The sequence below is a fragment of the Streptomyces rectiverticillatus genome (assembly GCF_013394065.1).
Taxonomy (GTDB): domain Bacteria; phylum Actinomycetota; class Actinomycetes; order Streptomycetales; family Streptomycetaceae; genus Streptomyces; species Streptomyces rectiverticillatus.
This window is the reverse complement of record NZ_CP040752.1, coordinates 1,426,792-1,448,514: the sequence shown is the minus strand read 5'-3', so window position 1 is coordinate 1,448,514 and position 21,723 is coordinate 1,426,792. Positions and strand designations below refer to the sequence as shown.

The following is a 21,723-nucleotide window of genomic DNA, read 5'->3' as shown; positions in this document are numbered from 1 at the left end:
CCCCGCATGAGGAGTGCTCTTGCCAGACGAGGCCCAGCCGCTCACCGCCGCACCACAGGACAAGCCGTCTCCCGAGGCCGCGGCGGCCGCGGGCACGCCCAAGGGCCGCCCGCAGAGCGCGCCTGAGTCCACGCCCCGGCCGCCGGCCGGCCCCGGCGCGGGCAGCGGACCGAAGAGCCAGGTCCCGGCCGTCGCGGGGACCTCACCCGTCCGGCCCACGCCGCCGCCCACCGCCCCGCGCCCCGGCTCCTCCAGCCGCGTCCGGGCCCGCCTCGCCCGCCTCGGCGTCCAGCGCTCCAGCCCGTACAACCCGGTCCTCGAACCGCTCCTGCGCATCGTGCGCGGAAACGACCCGAAGGCCGACGCGACGACCCTGCGCCAGATCGAGCGCGCCTACCAGGTCGCCGAGCGCTGGCACCGCGGCCAGAAGCGCAAGAGCGGCGATCCCTATATCACCCACCCCCTCGCGGTGACCACGATCCTCGCCGAGCTCGGCATGGATCCGGCCACGCTGATGGCCGGGCTGCTGCACGACACCGTCGAGGACACCGAGTACGGCCTGGACGACCTGCGCCGCGACTTCGGCGACCAGGTCGCCCTGCTGGTGGACGGCGTCACCAAGCTCGACCGCGTGCAGTTCGGCGAGGCCGCGCAGGCCGAGACCGTCCGCAAGATGGTCGTCGCCATGGCCAAGGACCCGCGCGTCCTGGTCATCAAGCTCGCCGACCGCCTGCACAACATGCGCACCATGCGCTACCTCAAGCGGGAGAAGCAGGAGAAGAAGGCCCGCGAGACCCTTGAGATCTACGCCCCGCTGGCGCACCGGCTGGGCATGAACACCATCAAGTGGGAGCTGGAGGACCTCGCCTTCGCGATCCTCTACCCCAAGATGTACGACGAGATCGTCCGTCTCGTCGCCGAGCGGGCCCCCAAGCGCGACGAGTACCTGGCCGTCGTCACCGACGAGGTCCAGGCGGATCTGCGTGCCGCTCGCATCAAGGCCACCGTCACCGGCCGGCCGAAGCACTACTACAGCGTCTACCAGAAGATGATCGTGCGGGGCCGCGACTTCGCCGAGATCTACGACCTGGTGGGCATCCGCGTCCTCGTCGACACCGTCCGCGACTGCTACGCGGCGCTCGGCACCGTCCACGCCCGGTGGAACCCGGTGCCCGGGCGGTTCAAGGACTACATCGCGATGCCCAAGTTCAACATGTACCAGTCGTTGCACACGACGGTCATAGGGCCCAGCGGCAAGCCCGTCGAGCTGCAGATCCGCACCTTCGACATGCACCGCCGCGCCGAGTACGGCATCGCCGCGCACTGGAAGTACAAGCAGGAGGCCGTCGCCGGAGCCTCCAAGGTCCGCACCGACGTGCCCAAGCACGCCGGCAAGAACCAGGACACCGTCAATGACATGGCCTGGCTGCGGCAGCTGCTGGACTGGCAGAAGGAGACCGAGGACCCGGGCGAGTTCCTGGAGTCCCTGCGCTTCGACCTCTCCCGCAACGAGGTCTTCGTCTTCACCCCCAAGGGCGATGTCATAGCGCTCCCGGCCGGGGCCACCCCGGTCGACTTCGCCTACGCCGTCCACACGGAGGTCGGCCACCGCACGATAGGGGCCCGGGTCAACGGGCGGCTCGTGCCGCTGGAGTCCACCCTCGACAACGGCGATCTCGTCGAGGTCTTCACCTCCAAGGCGCCCGGCGCCGGCCCCTCCCGCGACTGGCTGGGCTTCGTCAAGTCCCCCCGCGCCCGCAACAAGATCCGTGCCTGGTTCTCCAAGGAGCGCCGCGACGAGGCCATCGAGCAGGGCAAGGACTCCATCGCGCGCGCCATGCGCAAGCAGAACCTGCCGATCCAGCGGATCCTCACCGGCGACTCCCTGGTGACCCTCGCGCACGAGATGCGCTACCCCGACATCTCCTCCCTCTACGCCGCCATCGGCGAGGGCCACGTCGCGGCGCAGGGCGTCGTGCAGAAGCTGGTGCAGGCCCTCGGCGGAGAGGACGCCGCCACCGAGGACATCGAGGAGACCGCACCGATCCGCGGCCGCTCCAAGCGGCGCTCCAGCGCGGACCCCGGCGTGATCGTCAAGGGCGTCGAGGACGTCTGGGTGAAGCTCGCCCGGTGCTGTACGCCGGTGCCCGGCGACCCCATCATCGGCTTCGTCACCCGCGGCAACGGCATCTCGGTGCACCGCGCCGACTGCGTCAACGTCGAGTCGCTCTCGCAGCAGCCCGAACGGATCATCGACGTCGAGTGGGCGCCCACCCAGTCCTCGGTCTTCCTGGTCGCGATCCAGGTCGAGGCGCTGGACCGCTCCCGGCTGCTCTCGGACGTCACGCGCGTCCTGTCCGACCAGCACGTCAACATCCTGTCCGCGGCCGTGCAGACCTCCCGGGACCGGGTGGCCACGTCCCGCTTCACCTTCGAGATGGGCGACCCCAAGCACCTCGGTCACGTCCTGAAGGCCGTGCGGGGCGTCGAGGGCGTGTACGACGTCTACCGCGTGACCTCGGCCCGGAGGCCATAAAGAAATACCTCCCCCGGTGCAGCGCACCGGGGGAGGTATTTTTTGTGCGGCCTGTCAGCCGCCGAACTCCTCCAGGCCCTTCAGAGCCTGGTCCAGCAGGGCCTTACGCCCCTCAAGCTCCTGCGAGAGCTTGGCCGCCTTGGCGTCGTTGCCCGCGGCACGCGCCTTGTCGACCTGCTCCTGCAGCTTGTCGACGGCCGCCTGCAGCTGGCCGGTGAGACCGGCCGCGCGGGCCCGCGCCTCGGGGTTCGTGCGCCGCCACTCGGCCTCCTCGGCCTCCTGGATGGCGCGCTCCACCGCGTGCATCCGGCCCTCGATCTTCGGGCGGGCGTCCCGCGGGACGTGGCCGATGGCCTCCCAGCGCTCGTTGATCGAACGGAACGCGGCGCGGGCCGCCTTCAGGTCGGTGACGGGCAGCAGCTTCTCGGCCTCGACCGCGAGCTCCTCCTTGTGCGTCAGGTTGACCTGCTGCTCGGCGTCGCGCTCGGCGAAGACCTCGCTGCGGGCCTGGAAGAAGACGTCCTGCGCACCGCGGAAACGGCTCCACAGGTCGTCCTCCGCCTCGCGCTGCGCACGGCCGACGGCCTTCCACTCCGCCATCAGGTCGCGGTAACGCGCGGCCGTCGGGCCCCAGTCGGTGGAGCCGGAGAGAGTCTCGGCCTCGGCGACCAGCTTCTCCTTGGCCTTGCGAGCCTCCTCGCGCTGGGCGTCGAGGGAGGCGAAGTGCGCCTTGCGCCGCTTGGAGAACGCCGAGCGGGCGTGCGAGAAGCGGTGCCACAGCTCGTCGTCGGCCTTGCGGTCCAGGCGCGGAAGGCCCTTCCAGATGTCGACCAGCGCGCGCAGCCGCTCGCCGGCCGACCGCCACTGCTCGCTCGCGGCCAGCTCCTCGGCCTCGGCGACCAGCGCCTCCTTGGCCGTACGGGCCTCGTCGGCCTGCTTGGCCTTGGCGGCCTTGCGCTCCTCGCGGCGCGCCTCGACCGTCTCGACGAGCTTGTCGAGACGGACGCGCAGCGCGTCGAGGTCACCTACGGCGTGGTGCTCGTCGACCTGCGTGCGCAGGTGGTCGATCGCGGTCGTCGCGTCCTTGGCCGACAGGTCGGTGGTCCTGACCCGCTTCTCGAGGAGGCCGATCTCGACGACCAGGCCCTCGTACTTGCGCTCGAAGTAAGCAAGGGCCTCCTCGGGAGACCCGGCCTGCCACGATCCGACGACCTGCTCTCCGCCGGCAGTACGCACGTACACGGTCCCCGTCTCGTCGACGCGGCCCCATGGGTCGCTGCTCACAGCGCCTCCTCCACATGATGCCGAGGCCGGCGTGCGGCCCTCGCGCATCGTCCACAGTTGTTCCGGGCAGGGCCGCGCCCTGGCCGGTCCGACGGCTTGATCATTTGGGTGCGGGTAGCCGCCGGATCAGGCACCCTACACAACGCCAACATAGGCGACCGGCGCCCTGGCTGTCCGTATCCCGCGCGACCGAAATTTCGCTCTGCGGGCAACGGCCGGGCACCGGAGGCCTGATCGGGGGCGGCGGGACGGGGTCAGGACTTGGCGACCGTCGCCTTGTCGATGACCACCGTCGCGTTCGGGGCGCCGTCGCCGACTCCCTTGGACTCGCCCGCATCGGCGATCTTCTTGAGCGTCTTCATGCCCTCGGCGCCGATCGTGCCGAAGGGTGTGTACGTCGGGGGCAGCGGGCTGTCCTGGTAGACGAGGAAGAACTGGCTTCCGCCGGTGTGCGGCTGGCCGGTGTTGGCCATCGCCACCGTGCCGGCGGGGTAGACGTTCCCCTTGAGCCTGGAGTCCTTGAGGTTCTCGTCGGGCAGGGTGTAGCCCGGGCCGCCGTTGCCCAGGCCCTTGGGGTCGCCGCACTGCAGGACGTAGATGCCGCTGGTGGTCAGGCGGTGGCACTTGGTGTGGTCGAAGTAGCCCTCGCCGGCCAGGAAGTTAAAGGAGTTGACCGTGTGCGGGGCGTTCGCCGCGTCGAGCTTGACGTCGATCGTGCCGCAGGTCGTCTTCAAGTCCATCGCGTACGCCGCGGACTTGTCGATGCCCATCTCCGGCTCCGACTTCCACGTCTTGGTGGCGGGGGAGCCGGGGGCGGCCTTGGCGCACGGGTCCGGACCCTTGGAAGGCTTCGCGGAGGTGTCGGGGGCCGCGGCGTCGGTGCTGTCCTTCTTGTCGTCACCGGACAGCGCGCCCGTGGCGTACGCACCCGCGCCCGCGGCCAGCACCACCGCGAGGCCGGCGGCGATCACCGCGTTCCGGCGGCGGGCCTTGCGCCGGGCCTCCTCACGACGCTGCTGCTGCCGCTCGAACTTCTCCCGGGCGAGCTGCCGCCGCCGCTGCTCGTTACTGACCACCGGGTCTACTCCTCATACCGACTTGTCCATGTCATTGAGCCCTGTGTTGCTGGTGTGCCCGTACCGTATACGGGTTCGCGGCCGCGGGAGTGCCGCCGGTAGGCTCTTGTTCGCAGCCGGTGATCCCCCTGGGGCGCCCCGGCCGCACCGCTGATGAAATTCTGCTGGTCGATCATTAAGGACGAATGTGCTGATTGCCGGGTTCCCCGCCGGGGCCTGGGGGACCAATTGCTATCTGGTCGCCCCCGCCGCCGGCGAGGAGTGCGTGATCATCGACCCGGGCCACCAGGCGGCCCCCGGGGTCGAGGAGGCGCTCAGGAAGCATCGGCTCAAGCCCGTCGCCGTCGTCCTCACCCACGGCCACATCGACCATGTCGCCTCGGTCGTCCCCGTGTGCGGCGCCCACGACGTCCCGGCCTGGATCCACCCCGCCGACCGCTACATGATGAGCGACCCGGAGAAGGCCCTCGGCCGGTCCATCGGGCAGCAGCTCATGGGCGAGCTCACGGTCGGGGAGCCCGACGACGTCAAGGAGCTGACCGACGGCTCCCGCCTCGACCTCGCGGGGCTGGAGTTCACCGTCGCGCACGCGCCCGGCCATACCAAGGGGTCGGTGACCTTCCGGCTGCCCGAGGCCTCCGACGTCCCGTCGGTGTTCTTCTCGGGCGACCTGCTGTTCGCCGGCTCCATCGGACGCACCGACCTGCCGGGCGGTGATCACGCCGAGATGCTCCGGTCGCTGGCACGCGTGTGCCTGCCCCTGGACGACTCGACCGTGGTCCTCTCCGGCCACGGCCCCCAGACCAGCATCGGCCGCGAGCGTGCCACCAACCCGTACCTGCGGGAAGTGGCGGACACGCAGCGCGGCTCCGGAGGCGGCCCTACCGCCGCTCCGCGAAGAGGAATGTGACGATTTTCCCGTGAGTACGTTCAAGGCCCCCAAGGGCACCTACGACCTCAAGCCCCCCACCTCCGCCGTCTACCTCGCGGTCCGCGAGGCCATCGCCGCCCCGCTCAAGCGGGCCGGCTACGGCTACGTCGAGACCCCCGGCTTCGAGCAGGTCGAGCTGTTCTCCCGCGGTGTCGGCGAGTCGACCGACATCGTGACCAAGGAGATGTACACCCTCACCACACGCGGCGGCGACCAGCTCGCCCTGCGCCCCGAGGGCACCGCCTCCGTGCTGCGCGCGGCGCTGGAGGGCAACCTCCACAAGGACGGCAACCTGCCCGTCAAGCTCTGGTACTCCGGCTCGTACTACCGCTACGAGCGCCCGCAGAAGGGCCGCTACCGCCACTTCTCGCAGGTCGGCGCGGAGGCCATCGGCGCCGAGGACCCGGCGCTGGACGCCGAGCTGATCATCCTGGCCGTCGACGCGTACAAGTCGCTCGGCCTGCAGAACTTCCGCCTCCTGCTGAACTCGCTCGGCGACAAGGAGTGCCGTCCCGTCTACCGCGCCGCCCTGCAGGACTTCCTGCGCGGCCTGGAGCTGGACGAGGACACCCGCCGCCGCATCGAGATCAACCCGCTGCGCGTCCTGGACGACAAGCGCGAGGACGTCCAGAAGCAGCTGGTCGGCGCCCCGCTCTTCCGGGACCACCTGTGCGAGGCCTGCAAGGCCTACCACGAGCAGGTGCGCGAGCTGCTGACCGCCGCGGGCGTCGGCTTCGAGGACGACCCCAAGCTCGTCCGCGGCCTCGACTACTACACCCGCACCACCTTCGAGTTCGTCCACGACGGCCTCGGCTCGCAGTCCGCGGTGGGCGGCGGCGGCCGCTACGACGGCCTGTCCGAGATGATCGGCGGCCCCGCGCTGCCGTCCGTCGGCTGGGCGCTCGGCGTGGACCGCACGGTCCTCGCCCTGGAGGCCGAGGGCATCGCGCTCGACCTGCCCTCGCCGACCGACGTCTACGCGGTCCCGCTGGGCGAGGAGGCCCGCAAGGTCCTCTTCGGCGTGGTCACCGAGCTGCGCCGCAACGGCGTCGCCACGGACTTCGCCTTCGGCGGCAAGGGACTGAAGAACGCGATGAAGTCGGCCAATCGCTCCGGTGCCCGCTTCGCGGTCATCGCCGGCGAGCGCGACCTGGCCGAGGGCAACGTGCAGCTCAAGGACCTGGAGAGCGGCGAGCAGAAGGCCGTCGCCCTCGCCGACGTCGTGGGTGAAGTCCTGGCCAAGCAGGGCTGATTGCATGTCCTCTGGTGCAGAATGGGCGCCAGGGACCGACTGATGGGATCAACGGCGCTATGACCACTTCGGCACTCGACCGCTCCGACACCGACGGCGAGGAGCGCGACGGCCCCGCGACGGGCGCCGCCGGCGGCAGCCGCGCGTTCGCGCTGCTGCTCGTCATCACGGGTGCGCTGGGGCTGCTCGCCGCCTGGGTCATCACGATCGACAAGAACAAGATCCTCGAGGCCAAGGCGGTCGGGAAGACCTTCACCCCCGGGTGCAGCCTCAACCCGATCGTCTCCTGCGGCAACATCATGGAGAGCGAGCAGGCCCACGCCTTCGGGTTCCCCAACCCGATGCTGGGGCTCGTCTGCTACGGCGCGATCATCGCGATCGGCCTGGCGGTGCTCTCGGGCGCCCGCCTGCCCCGCTGGTACTGGCTCGGCATGCAGGCCGGCACGCTCTTCGGCGTCGGCTTCTGCACCTGGCTGCAGTACCAGTCGCTGTACGTCATCGGGTCGCTGTGCCTGTGGTGCTGCCTGGCCTGGGTCGCCACGATCTTCATGTTCTGGTACGTGACCGTGCAGAACATCCGGCACGGCTTCATCCCGCTGCCGGACGGCCCGCGCCGTGCCGTCCTGGAGTTCCACTGGGTGGTCCCGGTGCTGTGGGTCGGCATCATCGGCATGCTGGTCCTCACCCGGTGGTGGGACTTCTGGACGGGCGGCACCGCCTGACCGCCCCGCACCTGGCTTGATCAAGGCCGCCGGACCCCTGGTCCGGCGGCCTTGTCAGTGGTGTGACATAGGGTTTCGAACGTGGAGCCAGACCTGTTCACCGCCGCCGCAGAGGACCGCCAGGAGAAAGACCCGGCGAGCAGTCCCCTGGCCGTGCGCATGCGCCCCCGCACGCTCGACGAGGTCGTGGGGCAAGGGCACCTGCTCAAGCCCGGCAGCCCCTTGCGGAGGCTGGTGGGGGAGGGCAGCGGCGGCCCGGCCGGCCCGTCGTCGGTGATCCTCTGGGGCCCGCCCGGCATCGGCAAGACGACCCTCGCGTACGTCGTCAGCCAGGCCACCAACAAGCGCTTCGTGGAGCTCTCCGCGATCACCGCCGGCGTCAAGGAGGTGCGGGCGGTCATCGACGGCGCGCGCCGCGCCTCCGGCGGCTACGGCAAGGAGACGGTGCTCTTCCTGGACGAGATCCACCGCTTCAGCAAGGCCCAGCAGGACTCCCTGCTGCCCGCCGTGGAGAACCGCTGGGTCACGCTCATCGCGGCGACCACGGAGAACCCCTACTTCTCGATCATCTCGCCGCTGCTGTCCCGCTCTCTCCTGCTGACCCTGCAGGCCCTCACCGACGACGATCTCCGGGGGCTGCTGCACCGGGCCCTCACCGACGAGCGCGGGCTCGGCGGCGCGGTGACCCTGCCCGAGGACGCCGAGGCGCATCTGCTGCGGATCGCCGGCGGCGACGCCCGCCGGGCCCTCACCGCCCTGGAGGCCGGCGCCGGCTCGGCCATCGCCAAGGGTGACGCCGAGATCACTCTGGAGACGCTGGAGGATTCGGTCGACCGGGCGGCCGTGAAGTACGACCGCGACGGCGACCAGCACTACGACGTCGCGAGCGCCCTGATCAAGTCGATCCGCGGCTCGGACGTCGACGCCACGCTGCACTATCTGGCCCGCATGATCGAAGCGGGCGAGGACCCGAGGTTCATCGCGCGCCGGCTGATGATCTCCGCGAGCGAGGACATCGGCCTGGCCGACCCGACGGCCCTGCAGACGGCGGTCGCCGGTGCGCAGGCCGTCGCGCTGATCGGCTTCCCCGAGGCGAGGATCACCCTGAGCCAGGTCGCCATCGCGCTGGCCCTGGCCCCGAAGTCCAATGCCGCGTACCTCGCCATCGACGCCGCCCTCGCGGACGTCCGGGCGGGCCTCGCCGGGCCGGTGCCGCCGCATCTGCGGGACGGGCACTACAAGGGTGCGGAAAAGCTGGGGCACGCGCAGGGGTATCTGTATCCCCACGACTTGCCCGGCGGCATCGCCGCACAGCAGTACGCGCCGGACACGGTCCGGGGCAAGCAGTACTACTCGCCTACGCGCTACGGGGCGGAGGCCCGCTACGCGGATGTGGTGGAGCGGGTTCGCTCGCGCTTGCGCGGAGAGCAGGAGGGCTGATCAGGATCCGGCACCGCCGGACAAGTCCGTTCGGCGTCTCGCCGTTGCGGCGGAGTCAAGGTACCGGGCAGGCACCTTGAATCCGCCGCAACGGCGCGCAACCCCCGTGGTGGTGTCCGGCGGTGCCGGATCCTGCTCGGCTCATTCAGCCGCGGCCTCGAACAACGTATGCATCGCCCGGCGCAAGCCGACCACGTCGCGGACCGGCTCCGGGAACTCGAAGCGCGCGTCGAAGGACCGGTCCGCCGGCGCCCCGCCGCCCGCGCGGGTGAACCGCACGCGCAGCCCGAATCGGTCCAGTGCCAGCGGCACCGCCTGGTCGCCCGCGCGGCGCACGTCCTCGGCCCGCTCGCCGAGGAGCGTGTACAGCGCGCGCACCTGGTCGCCGTGGCCGGAATGCAGGTGTTGCAGCAGCTCGGCCTCGTGGCAGATGAGCGGGTCGGGGTGGGCCCGGGCGAATTCCTCCGGCTCCACGTCCTGCGCGCCCCACAGGTCGTCCACGCTCGCCTCGCCGACCTCCAGGCGCACCATCATGCGGCCGGGCTCGGTCACACCGGGGACGCAGGTGACCCAGCCGGAGACCCAGGCGCGGCCTCGGATGCGGTTGGGCACGGAGACCGGGGCCACGTCGGTGAGCTCCAGGACGGCGGCCAGCTCGTCGTCCTGGGCGTGGGTCGCGGCGCGCACGGCCGGGCTGTCGGAGGGGAAGACCAGGAAGATCTCGCCGTCGGGGCCGACGCTGCGCGCCTCGGGCGTCAGCTGGTCGGGGCGGGTGACGGCGGCCCCGGGGATCAGCAGTACCGCGGAGCATGTACTCTGTACGAGAGTTCGTGTGCGCTCGGCTGCTGACGGCATCCGCGCGATTTCAAGTCCGCTGGGACGCGGCTGACCACGATCTGATCGGACCTCCGTCACGTCGGCGCCATCGAGAGCGTCGGTCTGCTGCGTGCTGTCCGTGATGTGACTGGTGTTCCCCGGGCGAGACATGCGATCTCCTTGAGTAAGGTAAGCCTAACCTAACCTATTTCGGAGGTCTGGAGAACGTGCCTAACCAGTCGCGTCCCAAGGTCAAGAAGTCTCGTGCGCTCGGCATTGCGCTGACCCCGAAGGCCGTCAAGTACTTCGAGGCCCGCCCCTACCCGCCGGGTGAGCACGGCCGTGGCCGCAAGCAGAACAGCGACTACAAGGTCCGTCTGCTCGAGAAGCAGCGTCTGCGCGCCCAGTACGACATCAGCGAGCGCCAGATGGTCCGCGCCTACGACCGCGCCCGCAAGGCCGAGGGCAAGACCGGCGAGGCCCTGGTGGTCGAGCTCGAGCGTCGCCTCGACGCCCTCGTCCTGCGTTCGGGCATCGCCCGCACCATCTACCAGGCCCGTCAGATGGTCGTCCACGGCCACATCGAGGTCAACGGTGGCAAGGTCGACAAGCCGTCCTTCCGCGTCGCCCCGAACGACGTCGTGATGGTCCGCGAGCGCAGCCGCAGCAAGCCGCTGTTCGAGACCGCCCGCGCCGGTGGCTTCGCCGCCGAGGGTGAGACCCCGCGCTACCTGCAGGTCAACCTGGGCGCCCTGGCCTTCCGCCTGGACCGCCTGCCCAACCGCAAGGAAGTTCCGGTCATCTGCGACGAGCAGCTCGTCGTCGAGTACTACGCCCGCTGATTCAGCCGACGTAGCTCTTCCTTCACGCTCAGCCCGCTGTCTCCCCGGCCCTCGTGGCCGGCGAGGCGGCGGGCTGCCGCGTTTCGGGGGCCGGGGTGCGCCCGCGCAGCGCCCGGGCGGTCGCCGCGTCCGGATCGAGCCGGGCGCCCTCGCGCACGTACTCCTCGTAACGCCGCTGCCCCAGCCGCTCGCGCAGCCGCCGCTCGCACAGTGCGTGCGGGGCGTTGAAGAACCGGGAGCCGAACAGGGGCAGCCCCACCGAGCGCCACAGCCGCCCTGCCGCTCCCTGCAGCACCGCGGCCTCCGCGGCCCCGTCCGGGCCGCCCTCGTCCAGCGTCATCAGGGCCAGCAGCTCGAGCGCGAGGACCGAGCCCACCAGGTCGTGGAAGGCGTGGCCGGTCGCCAGGCACTCCTCCAGCAGCGCCCGGGCCCGCGTCCGGTCCCCGCCGCTCCAGGCCGCGAAGCCCAGGACGTACAGCGCATAAGCCAGGGCCCAGCGCTCGCCGTGGTCCGCGCAGACGTCCCGGACCTCCTCGCACAGCCTCACCGCCCCCGCCAGGTCCCCCTGGAAGGCGATCGCCATCGCGAGCTCCACCTGACCCATCAGCACGTTGCTGTTGAGCTCGCCGACCTCGCGGTAGCGGGTGAGCGCCGACCGCAGGAGCCGTTCCGCGCCCGCCATGTCGTCGGAGACCAGGGCCAGGCAGCCGGTGCGGTGCTCGGCGTAGGCGAGGGCCCGGTCGTTTCCGGAGCGCTCGGCCGTCGCGCGGCACTCGCCGAGCGCCGTGAGCGCGCTCGCGGGGTCGCCCTGGAGCACCGCCACGTAGCCGAGCACCCACAGGGCCTTGAGTCGCGTCTCCTCGTGGGCGCGCTCCGGCGTCACCTCCAGGGCCCGCTCCAGCCAGTGCCGGCCCTCCGCCAGCCGGCCGCAGCCCACCCAGCAGAACCACAGAGTCGCCGCCAGGTACTGGCCGATGCGGGCCTCCCCGGCCTCCTCCAGGCTGTACTCCAGGGCGACCCGCAGGTTCGGCAGCTCCGCGCCGACCCGGGCGGCCACCTCCGCCTGCCGGGGGCTGAACCAGTCGAGCTCGCACCAGGTCGCGAGCCCCATGTACCAGTCGCGGTGCCTGCGGCGCATCCGCCGGGTCTCGCCCAGGGCGTCCAGCCAGCCCGCCCCGTACATCCGGACCGTGTCCAGCAGCCGGTAGCGCGTGCCGAGCGGTGTGTCCTCCCGGACCACGACGGACTGCGCCACCAGCTCGCTCAGCACGTCCAGCAGCCCGTCGGCGGGCAGCTCCGGGCCCGAGCAGATGTACTCCGCCGCCTCCAGCTCGAAGAGGCCGGCGAAGACCGTGAGCCGGGCCCACAGCAGCCGCTCCGCGGGGGTGCACAGCTCGTGGCTCCAGCCGATGGCCGTGCGCAGCGTCTGATGGCGCGGCAGCGCGCCGTGCCGGACGCCGCTCAGCAGCCGGAAACGGTCGTCCAGCCGCTCCAGCACCTGGGCGGTGGACAGGGCGCCCAGCCGCCCGGCCGCCAGCTCCAGGGCCAGCGGGATCCCGTCGAGCCTGCGGCACAGCTCGGCCGTGGCCGCGCCGCCCGCCTCCCCGGCCCGGAACCCCGGGTGCACGGCCGCGGCCCGCTCCTCGAAGAGCGCGACCGCCTCGGCGTGCGGCATCGGCGCCAGCGCGAAGACGTGCTCGCCCTCCACGTGCAGGGGCCGCCGGGACGCGGTCAGCACGCGCAGCCCGGGCGCCTGCGGCAGCAGCTCGTGCACCAGGCGGGCGCAGGCCTCGGCGAGGTGCTCGCAGCCGTCGAGGACGAGCAGCAGGCGCCGGTCGGCGAGCTGTTCCAGCAGGCAGGCGCGCGGCGGCCGGCCGGTGTGGTCGGTGAGTCCGAGAGCCGCGGCGACCGCGTGGTCCAGCAGGGCGGGGTCGGTGAGGGCCGAGAGACCGACGATCCGCGCCCCGTCGCAGAAGCGATCCTGCAGTCGTGCGGCCACCCGGAGGACGATCCGGCTCTTGCCGACGCCCCCGACCCCGGTGACCGTCACCACGCGCGCCCGCTCCACGTGCGCGGCCAGGGCGTCCAGCTCGCGCTCCCGGCCGACGAACGAGGACAGCTCGGCGGGCGGACTGCCCGGAGGGCGGGTGCGGGCGGCGGGCCGGGAGCCGTGGGGACGGGGTTCGCGGGGGTCGTCGGGGAGGGGGCCGGGGTACGGGGAGCCGGAGAGCGGTGACATGGCACACAGAGGGTACTGACGGGGATGCGCACCGTAAACACCGGCCCCGCGGGCCCGCGGGGCGCGGCGTCAAATGCGGTGCGGGCCCCGATGCCCGGCGCGATAAGGTCAGTACCTGCCCAGAAATACAGCCGGGCAGGTACAGAAAGCGACGAAGACCAGCTAGGGAGCGGGTGCATCGTGTCCGGTGGAGAGGTGGCCGGGATCCTCGTGGCCGTCTTCTGGGCCATTCTGGTGTCCTTCATCGCCTTGGTGCTGGTGCGGCTCGCGCAGACGCTCAAGGCGGCCACCAGGCTGGTCGCGGACGTCACCGAGCAGGCCGTGCCGCTCCTCGCCGACGCCTCGGCGACGGTCCGCTCCGCGCACACCCAGCTCGCCCGCGTCGACTCGATCGCCGCGGACGTCCAGGAGGTCACGGCGAACGCCTCGGCGCTCTCCTCGACCGTCTCCTCCGCCTTCGGCGGCCCGCTGGTCAAGGTCGCCGCCTTCGGCTACGGCGTGCGGCGGGCGATGGGCCGCAAGGCCGCCCCCGAGCCGGAGCGCTCCGTCTTCGTCGGCAAGGCCGGCGGCCGCCCCTTGCCGTCCGCACGTGCCGGCCGCCGCACCCGTGGGAAGGGTTGACCCAGGAATGTTCCGCCGCACCTTCTGGTTCACGACCGGTGTAGCAGCCGGTGTCTGGGCCACCACCAAGGTCAACCGGAAGCTCGCCAAGCTCACCCCGGAGAGCCTGGCCCTGCAGGCCGCGGACCGCGCGGTCATCGCCGGGCGCAAGGTCAAGCTCTTCGCGCTGGACGTCCGCGACGGCATGGCGCACCGGGAAGCGGCGCTCAAGGACGCGCTCGGCCTCACGGCCGCGCCGCCCGCCCCCGAGCACCGCGCGCTCCCCGGCCAGCGTCACCTCGTGGCGCTCGACCCGCAGCACACCTACCACTCGCACACCCGGAAAGAGGACCACTGATGGAGTCGGCTGAAATCCGCAGGCGCTGGCTGCGCTTCTTCGAGGAGCGTGGGCACACCGTCGTGCCGTCGGCGTCGCTCATCGCGGACGACCCGACCCTGCTCCTGGTCCCCGCGGGCATGGTGCCCTTCAAGCCGTACTTCCTCGGCGAGGTCAAGCCGCCCTTCACGCGCGCCACCAGCGTGCAGAAGTGCGTCCGCACGCCGGACATCGAGGAGGTCGGCAAGACCACCCGCCACGGCACGTTCTTCCAGATGTGCGGCAACTTCTCCTTCGGCGACTACTTCAAGGAAGGCGCCATCAAGCTGGCCTGGGAGCTGCTCACGGCTCCCGTGGCGGACGGCGGCTTCGGCCTGGAGCCGGAGAAGCTCTGGATCACCGTCTACCTCGAGGACGACGAGGCCGAGCGCATCTGGCGCGACGTCGTCGGCGTGCCCGCCGAGCGGATCCAGCGCCTGGGCAAGAAGGACAACTACTGGTCCATGGGCGTGCCCGGCCCGTGCGGCCCGTGCTCCGAGATCAACTACGACCGGGGCCCGGAGTTCGGCGCCGAGGGCGGCCCGGCCGTCAACGACGAGCGCTACGTGGAGATCTGGAACCTGGTCTTCATGCAGTACGAGCGCGGCGCCGGCGACGGCAAGGAGGACTTCCCGATCCTCGGGGAGCTGCCGTCGAAGAACATCGACACCGGTCTCGGCCTCGAGCGCCTCGCCATGATCCTGCAGGGCGTGCGCAACATGTACGAGACCGACACCCTGCGCGTCGTCATGGACAAGGCCACCGAGCTGACGGGCGTCCGCTACGGCGCCGCCCGGGACACCGACGTCTCGCTGCGCGTGGTCGCCGACCATATGCGCACCTCCACCATGCTCATCGGCGACGGCGTCACCCCCGGCAACGAGGGCCGCGGCTATGTCCTGCGCCGCATCATGCGCCGCGCCATCCGCAACATGCGCCTGATGGGTGCCACCGGCCCCGTCGTGGCCGAGCTCCTCGACGTCGTCATCAAGACGATGGGGCAGCAGTACCCGGAGCTGGAGACCGACCGCAAGCGCATCGAGACCGTCGCCCTCGCCGAGGAGGCCGCCTTCCTCAAGACGCTGAAGGCCGGCACCAACATCCTCGACACCGCCGTGACGGAGACCAAGGCCGCCGGCGGCAAGGTCCTGGCCGGCGACAAGGCGTTCCTGCTCCACGACACCTGGGGCTTCCCGATCGACCTCACCCTGGAGATGGCCGCCGAGCAGGGCCTCTCCGTGGACGAGGACGGCTTCCGCCGCCTGATGAAGGAGCAGCGGGAGCGCGCCAAGGCCGACGCCAAGGCCAAGAAGACCGGTCACGCCGACCTGTCCGCCTACCGCGAGGTCGCCGACACCGCGGGCGAGACCGAGTTCACCGGCTACACCCGCAACGAGAACGAGTCCACGATCGTCGGTCTCCTCGTCGACGGCCTGCCCTCGCCGGCCGCCACCGAGGGCGACGACGTCGAGGTCATCCTGGACCGCACCCCCTTCTACGCCGAGGGCGGCGGCCAGCTGGCCGACACCGGCCGCATCAAGCTCGACACCGGTGCCGTGATCGAGATCCGCGACGTGCAGAAGCCCGTGCCGGGCGTGCACGTCCACAAGGGCGTCGTCCAGGTCGGCGAGGTCACCGTCGGTGCCTCCGCCTACGCCGCGATCGACATCAAGCGCCGCCGCGCCATCGCCCGCGCCCACTCGGCCACCCACCTCACGCACCAGGCCCTGCGCGACGCGCTCGGCCCGACGGCCGCCCAGGCCGGCTCGGAGAACTCGCCGGGCCGCTTCCGCTTCGACTTCGGCTCGCCGGCCGCCGTGCCCGGCACCGTGCTGACCGACGTCGAGCAGCGCATCAACGAGGTCCTCTCCCGGGAGCTCGAGGTGCAGGCCGAGGTGATGAGCCTGGACGAGGCCAAGAAGGCCGGTGCCATCGCCGAGTTCGGCGAGAAGTACGGCGAGCGCGTGCGCGTCGTGACCATCGGCGACTTCTCCAAGGAGCTGTGCGGCGGCACCCACGTGGGCAACACCGCCCAGCTGGGTCTGGTGAAGCTGCTGGGCGAGTCGTCCATCGGCTCCGGCGTGCGCCGTGTCGAGGCCCTCGTCGGCGTCGACGCCTACAACTTCCTGGCCAAGGAGCACACGGTCGTCGCCCAGCTCCAGGAGCTCGTCAAGGGCCGCCCGGAGGAGCTGCCGGAGAAGATCTCCGGGATGCTCGCCAAGCTCAAGGACGCCGAGAAGGAGATCGAGCGCTTCCGCGCCGAGAAGGTCCTGCAGGCCGCCGCAGGCCTGGCCCAGGGCGCCAAGGACGTGCACGGCACCGCCCTGGTCACCGGCCGCGTCCCGGACGGTACCGGCGCCGACGACCTGCGCAAGCTCGTCCTCGACGTGCGCAGCCGCATCAACGGCGGCCGCCCGGCCGTGGTCGCGCTGTTCACCGTCGCGGGCGGCCGTCCGCTGACGGTCATCGCCACCAACGAGGCCGCCCGCGAGCGGGGTCTCAAGGCCGGCGACCTGGTCCGCACGGCCGCCAAGACCCTCGGTGGCGGCGGTGGCGGCAAGCCCGACGTCGCCCAGGGCGGCGGTCAGAACGCCGAGGCCGTCGACGAGGCCATGGCCGCCGTCGAGCGCCTCGTGGCCGAGGCGGCCTGATCCCCGTGCGCCGAGGAAGACGCCTTTCCGTCGACGTCGGGGACGCCCGGATCGGGGTCGCCTCGTGCGACCCCGACGGGATCCTCGCCACGCCGGTGGAGACCGTGCCGGGGCGTGACATCCCCAAGGCCCACAAGCGGCTCGTGGAGATCGTCGCGGAGTACGAGCCGATCGAGGTCGTCGTCGGCCTGCCCCGTTCCCTCAAAGGAGGGGAGGGGCCGGCCGCGGCCAAGGTGCGCACCTTCGCCAAGGAGATGGCGCGCCGCGTGGCGCCCGTACCGGTGCGCCTCGTCGACGAGCGGATGACGACGGTGACGGCCACGCAGGGCCTGCGCGCTTCGGGCGTCAGCTCGAAGAAGGGCCGGTCCGTGGTCGATCAGGCGGCCGCGGTCGTCATCCTGCAGAACGCGCTGGAGACCGAGAAGGTCTCCGGCAGGCCCCCGGGCGAGACCGTCGAAGTGGTCATCTGATCGCAGTACGGTAACGTTCCGCGCTGAACAAGGCAGCCGCCCGGCTGTCGTCTCCGACGACGGCCGGGCGACTGGGAACCGCGCTCCTCGGAGCGCCCACCTGCTGCCGCTGCGCGGCTCTAGGGGATCGATGACTGAGTACGGCCGGGGCTCCGGCTCCCAACCGTGGCATCCTGACGACCCGCTGTACGGGGACCAGGGCTACAGCGGACAGCAGCAGCATCCGCAGCAGTCACAGCAGCCTCAGTACGGTCACGGCCAGCAGCAGTACGGCTGGGACCCCTCACAGGGCGGGCAGCCGCAGGGCGGTCAGCAGCAGTACGGGCAGCAGGGCGGCGGCGCGTACGGCGGCCAGGGCGAGTACTACGGCGGGCCCGACGGGTATCAGCAGCAGCCCCAGCATCCGCAGCAACCGCACGGGCAGCAGGGGCATCAGCAGCCTCAGCCGCCCCAGCAGCAGGCCCACCAGACGCAGCAGCAGCCGCAGCACCAGGGCTACCAGCCGCAGCAGGAGTGGTCCGAGCCCGACGAGGAGAAGATCTCCCTCTTCGACGACCTGCCCCCCACCACGGGCCGCCCCGGCGAGCGGGACGGCGAGGCCGCGGCCGAGGACGAGGACGACGAGCCCCGTGAGGAGCGCTCCCGCTCCCGCGACCGCCGTGGCAAGGGCAAGAAGCCCAAGAAGAACAAGCGCCGCAGCGGCACCGCCTGCCTCGTGGTCGCCGTCGTGCTCCTCGGCGTCGTGGGCGGTGGCGGCTACCTCGCCTACGACTACTGGCAGACCCACTTCGGCGCCGCGCCCGACTTCGCGGGCGAGGGCACCGGCGAGGCCCGGGTGGAGATCCCCAAGGACTCCAGCCTCACCAAGATGGGCCAGGTGCTGCAGCAGGCCGGCGTGGTCAAGAGCGTCGGCGCCTTCACCGAGGCCGCGGGCAAGAGCCCCAAGGGCAAGGCCATCCAGGCCGGCACCTACACCCTGCGCAAGGGGATGTCGGGCGCCGCGGCCGTCGAGATGATGACCAACGCCGCGAACTTCCTGACCATCGCCGAGGGCCGCCGCGCCGTCCAGATCTACGGTGCGATCGACGAGAAGCTCGGGCTCACGGCGGGCACGACCCAGGACGTCGCCAAGAACCAGGTGAAGAACCTCGGACTCCCCGAGTGGGCCAACACCGACCCCAAGATCAAGGATCCGCTGGAGGGCTTCCTCTACCCCTCGCAGTACAGCGCGGGCAAGGGCACCAAGCCGGAGACCATCCTCAAGCAGATGGTCGCGCGGGCCAAGGAGAACTACGCCAAGCAGGACCTGGAGGGCAAGGCCCGGGAGCTGGGCCTGAAGTCCCCGCTGCAGCTCATCACCGTGGCCAGCCTGGTCAACGCCGAGGGCATGACGCACGACGACTTCCGCAAGATGTCGCGCGTCATCTACAACCGCCTCAAGCCCACCAACATCGAGACGAACGGCAAGCTGGAGTTCGACTCGACGTACAACTACGTGAAGAACCAGAGCAAGCTGGACCTCAGCCCCAAGCAGATCCGCGCCCTGGACCACCCGTACAACACGTACTTCTACAAGGGCCTGCCCCCCGGCCCCATCGGCAACCCGGGCGAGCCGGCGCTCAAGGCGGCGATGGACCCGGAGCCGGGCGACTGGTACTACTTCGTCTCCATCAAGGAGAAGACGACGTTCACCAAGAACCTGCAGGAGCACCAGAAGCTCGTGGACGAGTTCAACAAGAGCCGGAAGTCGTGATGAGCCTGCCGAAGGAGCACCGCCGGCGCGCGGCCGTGCTCGGATCGCCCATCGCCCACTCGCTCTCCCCGGTCCTGCACCGCGCCGCGTACGCGGAGCTGGGCCTGGGGGAGTGGACCTACGACCGCTTCGAAGTGGACGAGGCCGCGCTGCCCGCGTTCCTCGACGGGCTGGACGGCAGCTGGGCGGGGCTGTCCCTGACCATGCCGCTCAAGCGGGCCGTGATCCCGCTGCTCGACGAGGTCAGCGAGACGGCCGCCTCCGTCGAGGCCGTCAACACCATCGTGTTCACCGAGGACGGCCGTCGTCTCGGCGACAACACCGACATCCCCGGCATCGCCGCGGCCCTGCGCGAGCGCGGGGTGACCGAGGCCGCCTCCGCCGCCGTGCTGGGCGCGGGCGCCACCGCCTCCTCCGCCCTCGCCGCTCTCGCCGGGATCTGCACCGGCGAGGTCACCGTCTACGTCCGCAGCGAGGCCCGTGCCGCCGAGATGCGCGAGTGGGGCGAGCGGCTCGGCGTGGCCGTGCGCACCGTGGACTGGTCGCGCGCCGCGGAGGCCCTCACCGCCCCGCTGGTCATCGCCACGACGCCGGCCGGGGCCGCCGACGCGCTCGCCGGTGCCGTCCCGGAGCACCCCGGCGCCCTCTTCGACGTGCTCTACGAGCCCTGGCCCACCCCGCTGGCCGCGGCCTGGTCCGCGCGCGGCGGCGCGGTCCTCGGCGGCCTGGACCTGCTGGTTCACCAGGCCGTGCTCCAGGTCGAGCGGATGACCGGCTGCCCGCAGGCCCCGCTGGCCGCCATGCGCGCCGCCGGCGAGGCCGCCCTGGCCGCCCGCGCCTGACGTAAACCGGCCACCTCCCGGCCAGGACCTGACTCAGTCCTTTCCACAACGCGGACCGGAGGGCGGTCCGGCCCCCGCGGCATGGGAGGATCAGGAGTGGCGGGCCGGGGCCGCGCACCCGGACGCCGCTAGATCCGAGGCGCGCGAGCAAGAGGAGTCCCGTTGAGCAGGTTGCGCTGGCTGACTGCCGGTGAGTCGCATGGTCCGGCACTCGTGGCGACGCTGGAGGGCCTGCCCGCCGGTGTCCCGATCACCACGGACATGGTGGCGGACCACCTGGCCCGCCGGCGGCTCGGCTACGGCCGCGGCGCGCGCATGAAGTTCGAGCGGGACGAGGTCACCTTCCTCGGCGGCGTGCGCCACGGTCTGACGATGGGCTCCCCGGTCGCGGTCATGGTGGGCAACACCGAGTGGCCGAAGTGGGAGAAGGTCATGGCGGCCGACCCGGTGGACCCGCAGGAGCTGGCGTCGATGGCCCGCAACGCCCCGCTGACCCGCCCCCGCCCCGGCCACGCCGACCTGGCGGGCATGCAGAAGTACGGGATCGACGAGGCGCGTCCGATCCTGGAGCGCGCCTCCGCGCGCGAGACCGCCGCCCGCGTCGCGCTCGGCGCCGTCGCCCGCTCCTACCTGAAGGAGACGACGGGCATCGAGATCGTCTCCCACGTCATCGAGCTGGCGGCGGCCAAGGCCCCGCTCGGTGTCTACCCCACGCCCTCGGACGTCGAGAAGCTCGACGCCGACCCGGTCCGCTGCCTGGACGAGGCGGCGAGCAAGGCGATGGTCGCCGAGATCGACCAGGCCCACAAGGACGGCGACACGCTCGGCGGCGTCGTCGAGGTCCTGGCCTACGGCGTTCCCGTCGGCCTGGGCTCGCACGTGCACTGGGACCGCCGCCTGGACGCCCGCCTGGCCGCCGCCCTGATGGGCATTCAGGCGATCAAGGGCGTCGAGGTCGGCGACGGCTTCGAGCTGGCCCGGGTCCCGGGCTCGCAGGCCCACGACGAGATCGTCTCCACCGAGGAAGGCATCCGCCGCACCTCCGGCCGCTCCGGCGGCACCGAGGGCGGTCTGACCACGGGCGAGCTGCTGCGCGTCCGCGCGGCGATGAAGCCGATCGCCACCGTGCCGCGCGCCCTGCGCACGATCGACGTGACCACCGGTGAGGCCACCCAGGCCCACCACCAGCGCTCCGACGTCTGCGCGGTCCCGGCCGCCGGCATCGTCGCCGAGGCGATGGTCGCCCTCGTCCTGGCCGACGCCGTGGCGGAGAAGTTCGGCGGCGACAACGTCGCGGAGACCCGCCGCAACGTCCAGGGCTACCTCGAGAACCTGGCCATCAAGTGACCACGCCCGTCGTCGTGCTGGTGGGCCCGCCGGGAGCCGGCAAGTCCACCATCGGTGCCCTGCTCGCGCAGCGGCTGGGCACCGGCTACCGCGACACCGACGCCGACATCGAGAAGACCGCGGGCAAGCCCATCCCGGAGATCTTCATCGACGAGGGCGAGCCGCACTTCCGCGAGCTGGAGCGGCAGGCCGTGCGCGCAGCCGTCGCCGAGCACGAGGGCGTGCTCTCCCTCGGCGGCGGCGCGATCATGGACGACGGCACCCGTGCCCTCCTCGCAGGGCTGCCGGTGGTCTTCCTCGACGTCGAGCTGGCCGACGCCGTACGGCGCGTCGGCCTCGACGCCCCGCGCCCGCTGCTCGCGGTCAATCCGCGGCAGCGCTGGCGCGAGCTGATGGAGGCCCGCCGCCCCCTCTACACGGAGGTCGCCCGCGCCACCGTCGCCACCGGCGGCCGCACGCCGGAGGAGGTCGCCGACGCGGTGCTGGCGGCCCTGGACCCGGCACCGGCTCCGCGGGACCGAACACAGGACACCACGCAGTGAGGAA

At 71.7% G+C, this 21,723-nt stretch carries 18 protein-coding genes; 14 read left to right on the top strand and 4 right to left on the bottom strand.

Annotation, left to right across the window (positions count from 1 at the left end; genetic code table 11):
* Positions 1 to 19 precede the first annotated feature (19 nt).
* Positions 20 to 2,536 carry a RelA/SpoT family protein gene (locus FGW37_RS05965; RefSeq protein WP_179080104.1) on the top strand — a complete coding sequence of 839 codons (2,517 nt, stop codon included), beginning with the start codon at positions 20 to 22 and terminating at the stop codon, positions 2,534 to 2,536.
* A gap of 54 nt (positions 2,537 to 2,590) precedes the next feature.
* Here the strand turns inward: FGW37_RS05965 and FGW37_RS05960 are convergent, their stop codons facing one another.
* On the bottom strand, positions 2,591 to 3,820 hold the full coding sequence (locus tag FGW37_RS05960) for a DUF349 domain-containing protein (RefSeq protein WP_179080103.1): 1,230 nt from the start codon (positions 3,818 to 3,820) through the stop codon (positions 2,591 to 2,593).
* A 254-nt stretch (positions 3,821 to 4,074) separates the two neighbouring features.
* The gene (locus tag FGW37_RS05955) at positions 4,075 to 4,896 is read right to left on the bottom strand and encodes a peptidylprolyl isomerase (protein ID WP_179080102.1); all 822 of its coding nucleotides are present in this window, start codon (positions 4,894 to 4,896) and stop codon (positions 4,075 to 4,077) included.
* A gap of 187 nt (positions 4,897 to 5,083) precedes the next feature.
* Between FGW37_RS05955 and FGW37_RS05950 the strand changes: the two genes are divergently transcribed.
* The 4 genes from FGW37_RS05950 to FGW37_RS05935 all read left to right on the top strand — a co-directional run bounded on the left by FGW37_RS05950 (position 5,084) and on the right by FGW37_RS05935 (position 9,241).
* Positions 5,084 to 5,806, top strand: a complete 723-nt coding sequence (locus FGW37_RS05950) for an MBL fold metallo-hydrolase (RefSeq protein WP_179080101.1) — start codon at positions 5,084 to 5,086, stop codon at positions 5,804 to 5,806.
* A gap of 10 nt (positions 5,807 to 5,816) precedes the next feature.
* On the top strand, positions 5,817 to 7,079 hold the full coding sequence (gene hisS, locus FGW37_RS05945) for a histidine--tRNA ligase (protein WP_179080100.1): 1,263 nt from the start codon (positions 5,817 to 5,819) through the stop codon (positions 7,077 to 7,079).
* Positions 7,080 to 7,138: 59 nt separating this feature from the next.
* Complete coding sequence (locus FGW37_RS05940) at positions 7,139 to 7,801, top strand: vitamin K epoxide reductase family protein (protein ID WP_058045276.1); 663 nt, start codon at positions 7,139 to 7,141, stop codon at positions 7,799 to 7,801.
* Positions 7,802 to 7,882: 81 nt separating this feature from the next.
* Positions 7,883 to 9,241, top strand: a complete 1,359-nt coding sequence (locus tag FGW37_RS05935) for a replication-associated recombination protein A (protein WP_179080099.1) — start codon at positions 7,883 to 7,885, stop codon at positions 9,239 to 9,241.
* Positions 9,242 to 9,382: 141 nt separating this feature from the next.
* Here the strand turns inward: FGW37_RS05935 and FGW37_RS05930 are convergent, their stop codons facing one another.
* Positions 9,383 to 10,096: a DUF2470 domain-containing protein gene (locus FGW37_RS05930; protein WP_179080098.1), complete on the bottom strand. Its 714-nt coding sequence runs from the start codon at positions 10,094 to 10,096 to the stop codon at positions 9,383 to 9,385.
* A gap of 188 nt (positions 10,097 to 10,284) precedes the next feature.
* Between FGW37_RS05930 and rpsD the strand changes: the two genes are divergently transcribed.
* Positions 10,285 to 10,899, top strand: a complete 615-nt coding sequence (gene rpsD / locus FGW37_RS05925) for a 30S ribosomal protein S4 (protein WP_058045279.1) — start codon at positions 10,285 to 10,287, stop codon at positions 10,897 to 10,899.
* A gap of 28 nt (positions 10,900 to 10,927) precedes the next feature.
* Here the strand turns inward: rpsD and FGW37_RS05920 are convergent, their stop codons facing one another.
* Positions 10,928 to 13,138 (bottom strand): ATP-binding protein, encoded by a 2,211-nt coding sequence (locus FGW37_RS05920; protein WP_179080097.1) that lies wholly within the window; start codon positions 13,136 to 13,138, stop codon positions 10,928 to 10,930.
* A gap of 180 nt (positions 13,139 to 13,318) precedes the next feature.
* On the opposite strand from FGW37_RS05920, the gene FGW37_RS05915 reads away from it, so the two are divergent.
* The 8 genes from FGW37_RS05915 to FGW37_RS05880 all read left to right on the top strand — a co-directional run bounded on the left by FGW37_RS05915 (position 13,319) and on the right by FGW37_RS05880 (position 21,719).
* Positions 13,319 to 13,759, top strand: coding sequence for a DUF948 domain-containing protein (locus tag FGW37_RS05915; RefSeq protein WP_168091324.1), 441 nt, complete (start codon positions 13,319 to 13,321; stop codon positions 13,757 to 13,759).
* A 7-nt stretch (positions 13,760 to 13,766) separates the two neighbouring features.
* Entirely contained in the window at positions 13,767 to 14,096 is a 330-nt protein-coding gene (locus FGW37_RS05910; RefSeq protein ID WP_179080096.1) for a DUF6167 family protein, read from the top strand.
* Positions 14,096 to 16,765: an alanine--tRNA ligase gene (gene alaS, locus FGW37_RS05905; protein ID WP_179080095.1), complete on the top strand. Its 2,670-nt coding sequence runs from the start codon at positions 14,096 to 14,098 to the stop codon at positions 16,763 to 16,765. Before FGW37_RS05910 ends, alaS begins: the two co-directional genes overlap by 1 nt.
* Positions 16,765 to 17,235: a Holliday junction resolvase RuvX gene (gene ruvX / locus FGW37_RS05900; RefSeq protein ID WP_179084534.1), complete on the top strand. Its 471-nt coding sequence runs from the start codon at positions 16,765 to 16,767 to the stop codon at positions 17,233 to 17,235. The genes alaS and ruvX overlap by 1 nt, the downstream gene beginning before the upstream one ends.
* 130 nt (positions 17,236 to 17,365) lie before the next feature.
* Positions 17,366 to 18,988 carry an endolytic transglycosylase MltG gene (mltG, locus tag FGW37_RS05895; RefSeq protein ID WP_179080094.1) on the top strand — a complete coding sequence of 541 codons (1,623 nt, stop codon included), beginning with the start codon at positions 17,366 to 17,368 and terminating at the stop codon, positions 18,986 to 18,988.
* The gene (locus FGW37_RS05890) at positions 18,988 to 19,830 is read left to right on the top strand and encodes a shikimate dehydrogenase (RefSeq protein ID WP_179080093.1); all 843 of its coding nucleotides are present in this window, start codon (positions 18,988 to 18,990) and stop codon (positions 19,828 to 19,830) included. The genes mltG and FGW37_RS05890 overlap by 1 nt, the downstream gene beginning before the upstream one ends.
* Positions 19,831 to 19,992: 162 nt before the next feature.
* Complete coding sequence (aroC, locus tag FGW37_RS05885; protein ID WP_179080092.1) at positions 19,993 to 21,177, top strand: chorismate synthase; 1,185 nt, start codon at positions 19,993 to 19,995, stop codon at positions 21,175 to 21,177.
* A complete protein-coding gene (locus FGW37_RS05880; RefSeq protein WP_179080091.1) occupies positions 21,174 to 21,719 on the top strand; it encodes a shikimate kinase in 546 nt (181 codons plus the stop codon). The genes aroC and FGW37_RS05880 overlap by 4 nt, the downstream gene beginning before the upstream one ends.
* Positions 21,720 to 21,723 lie beyond the last annotated feature (4 nt).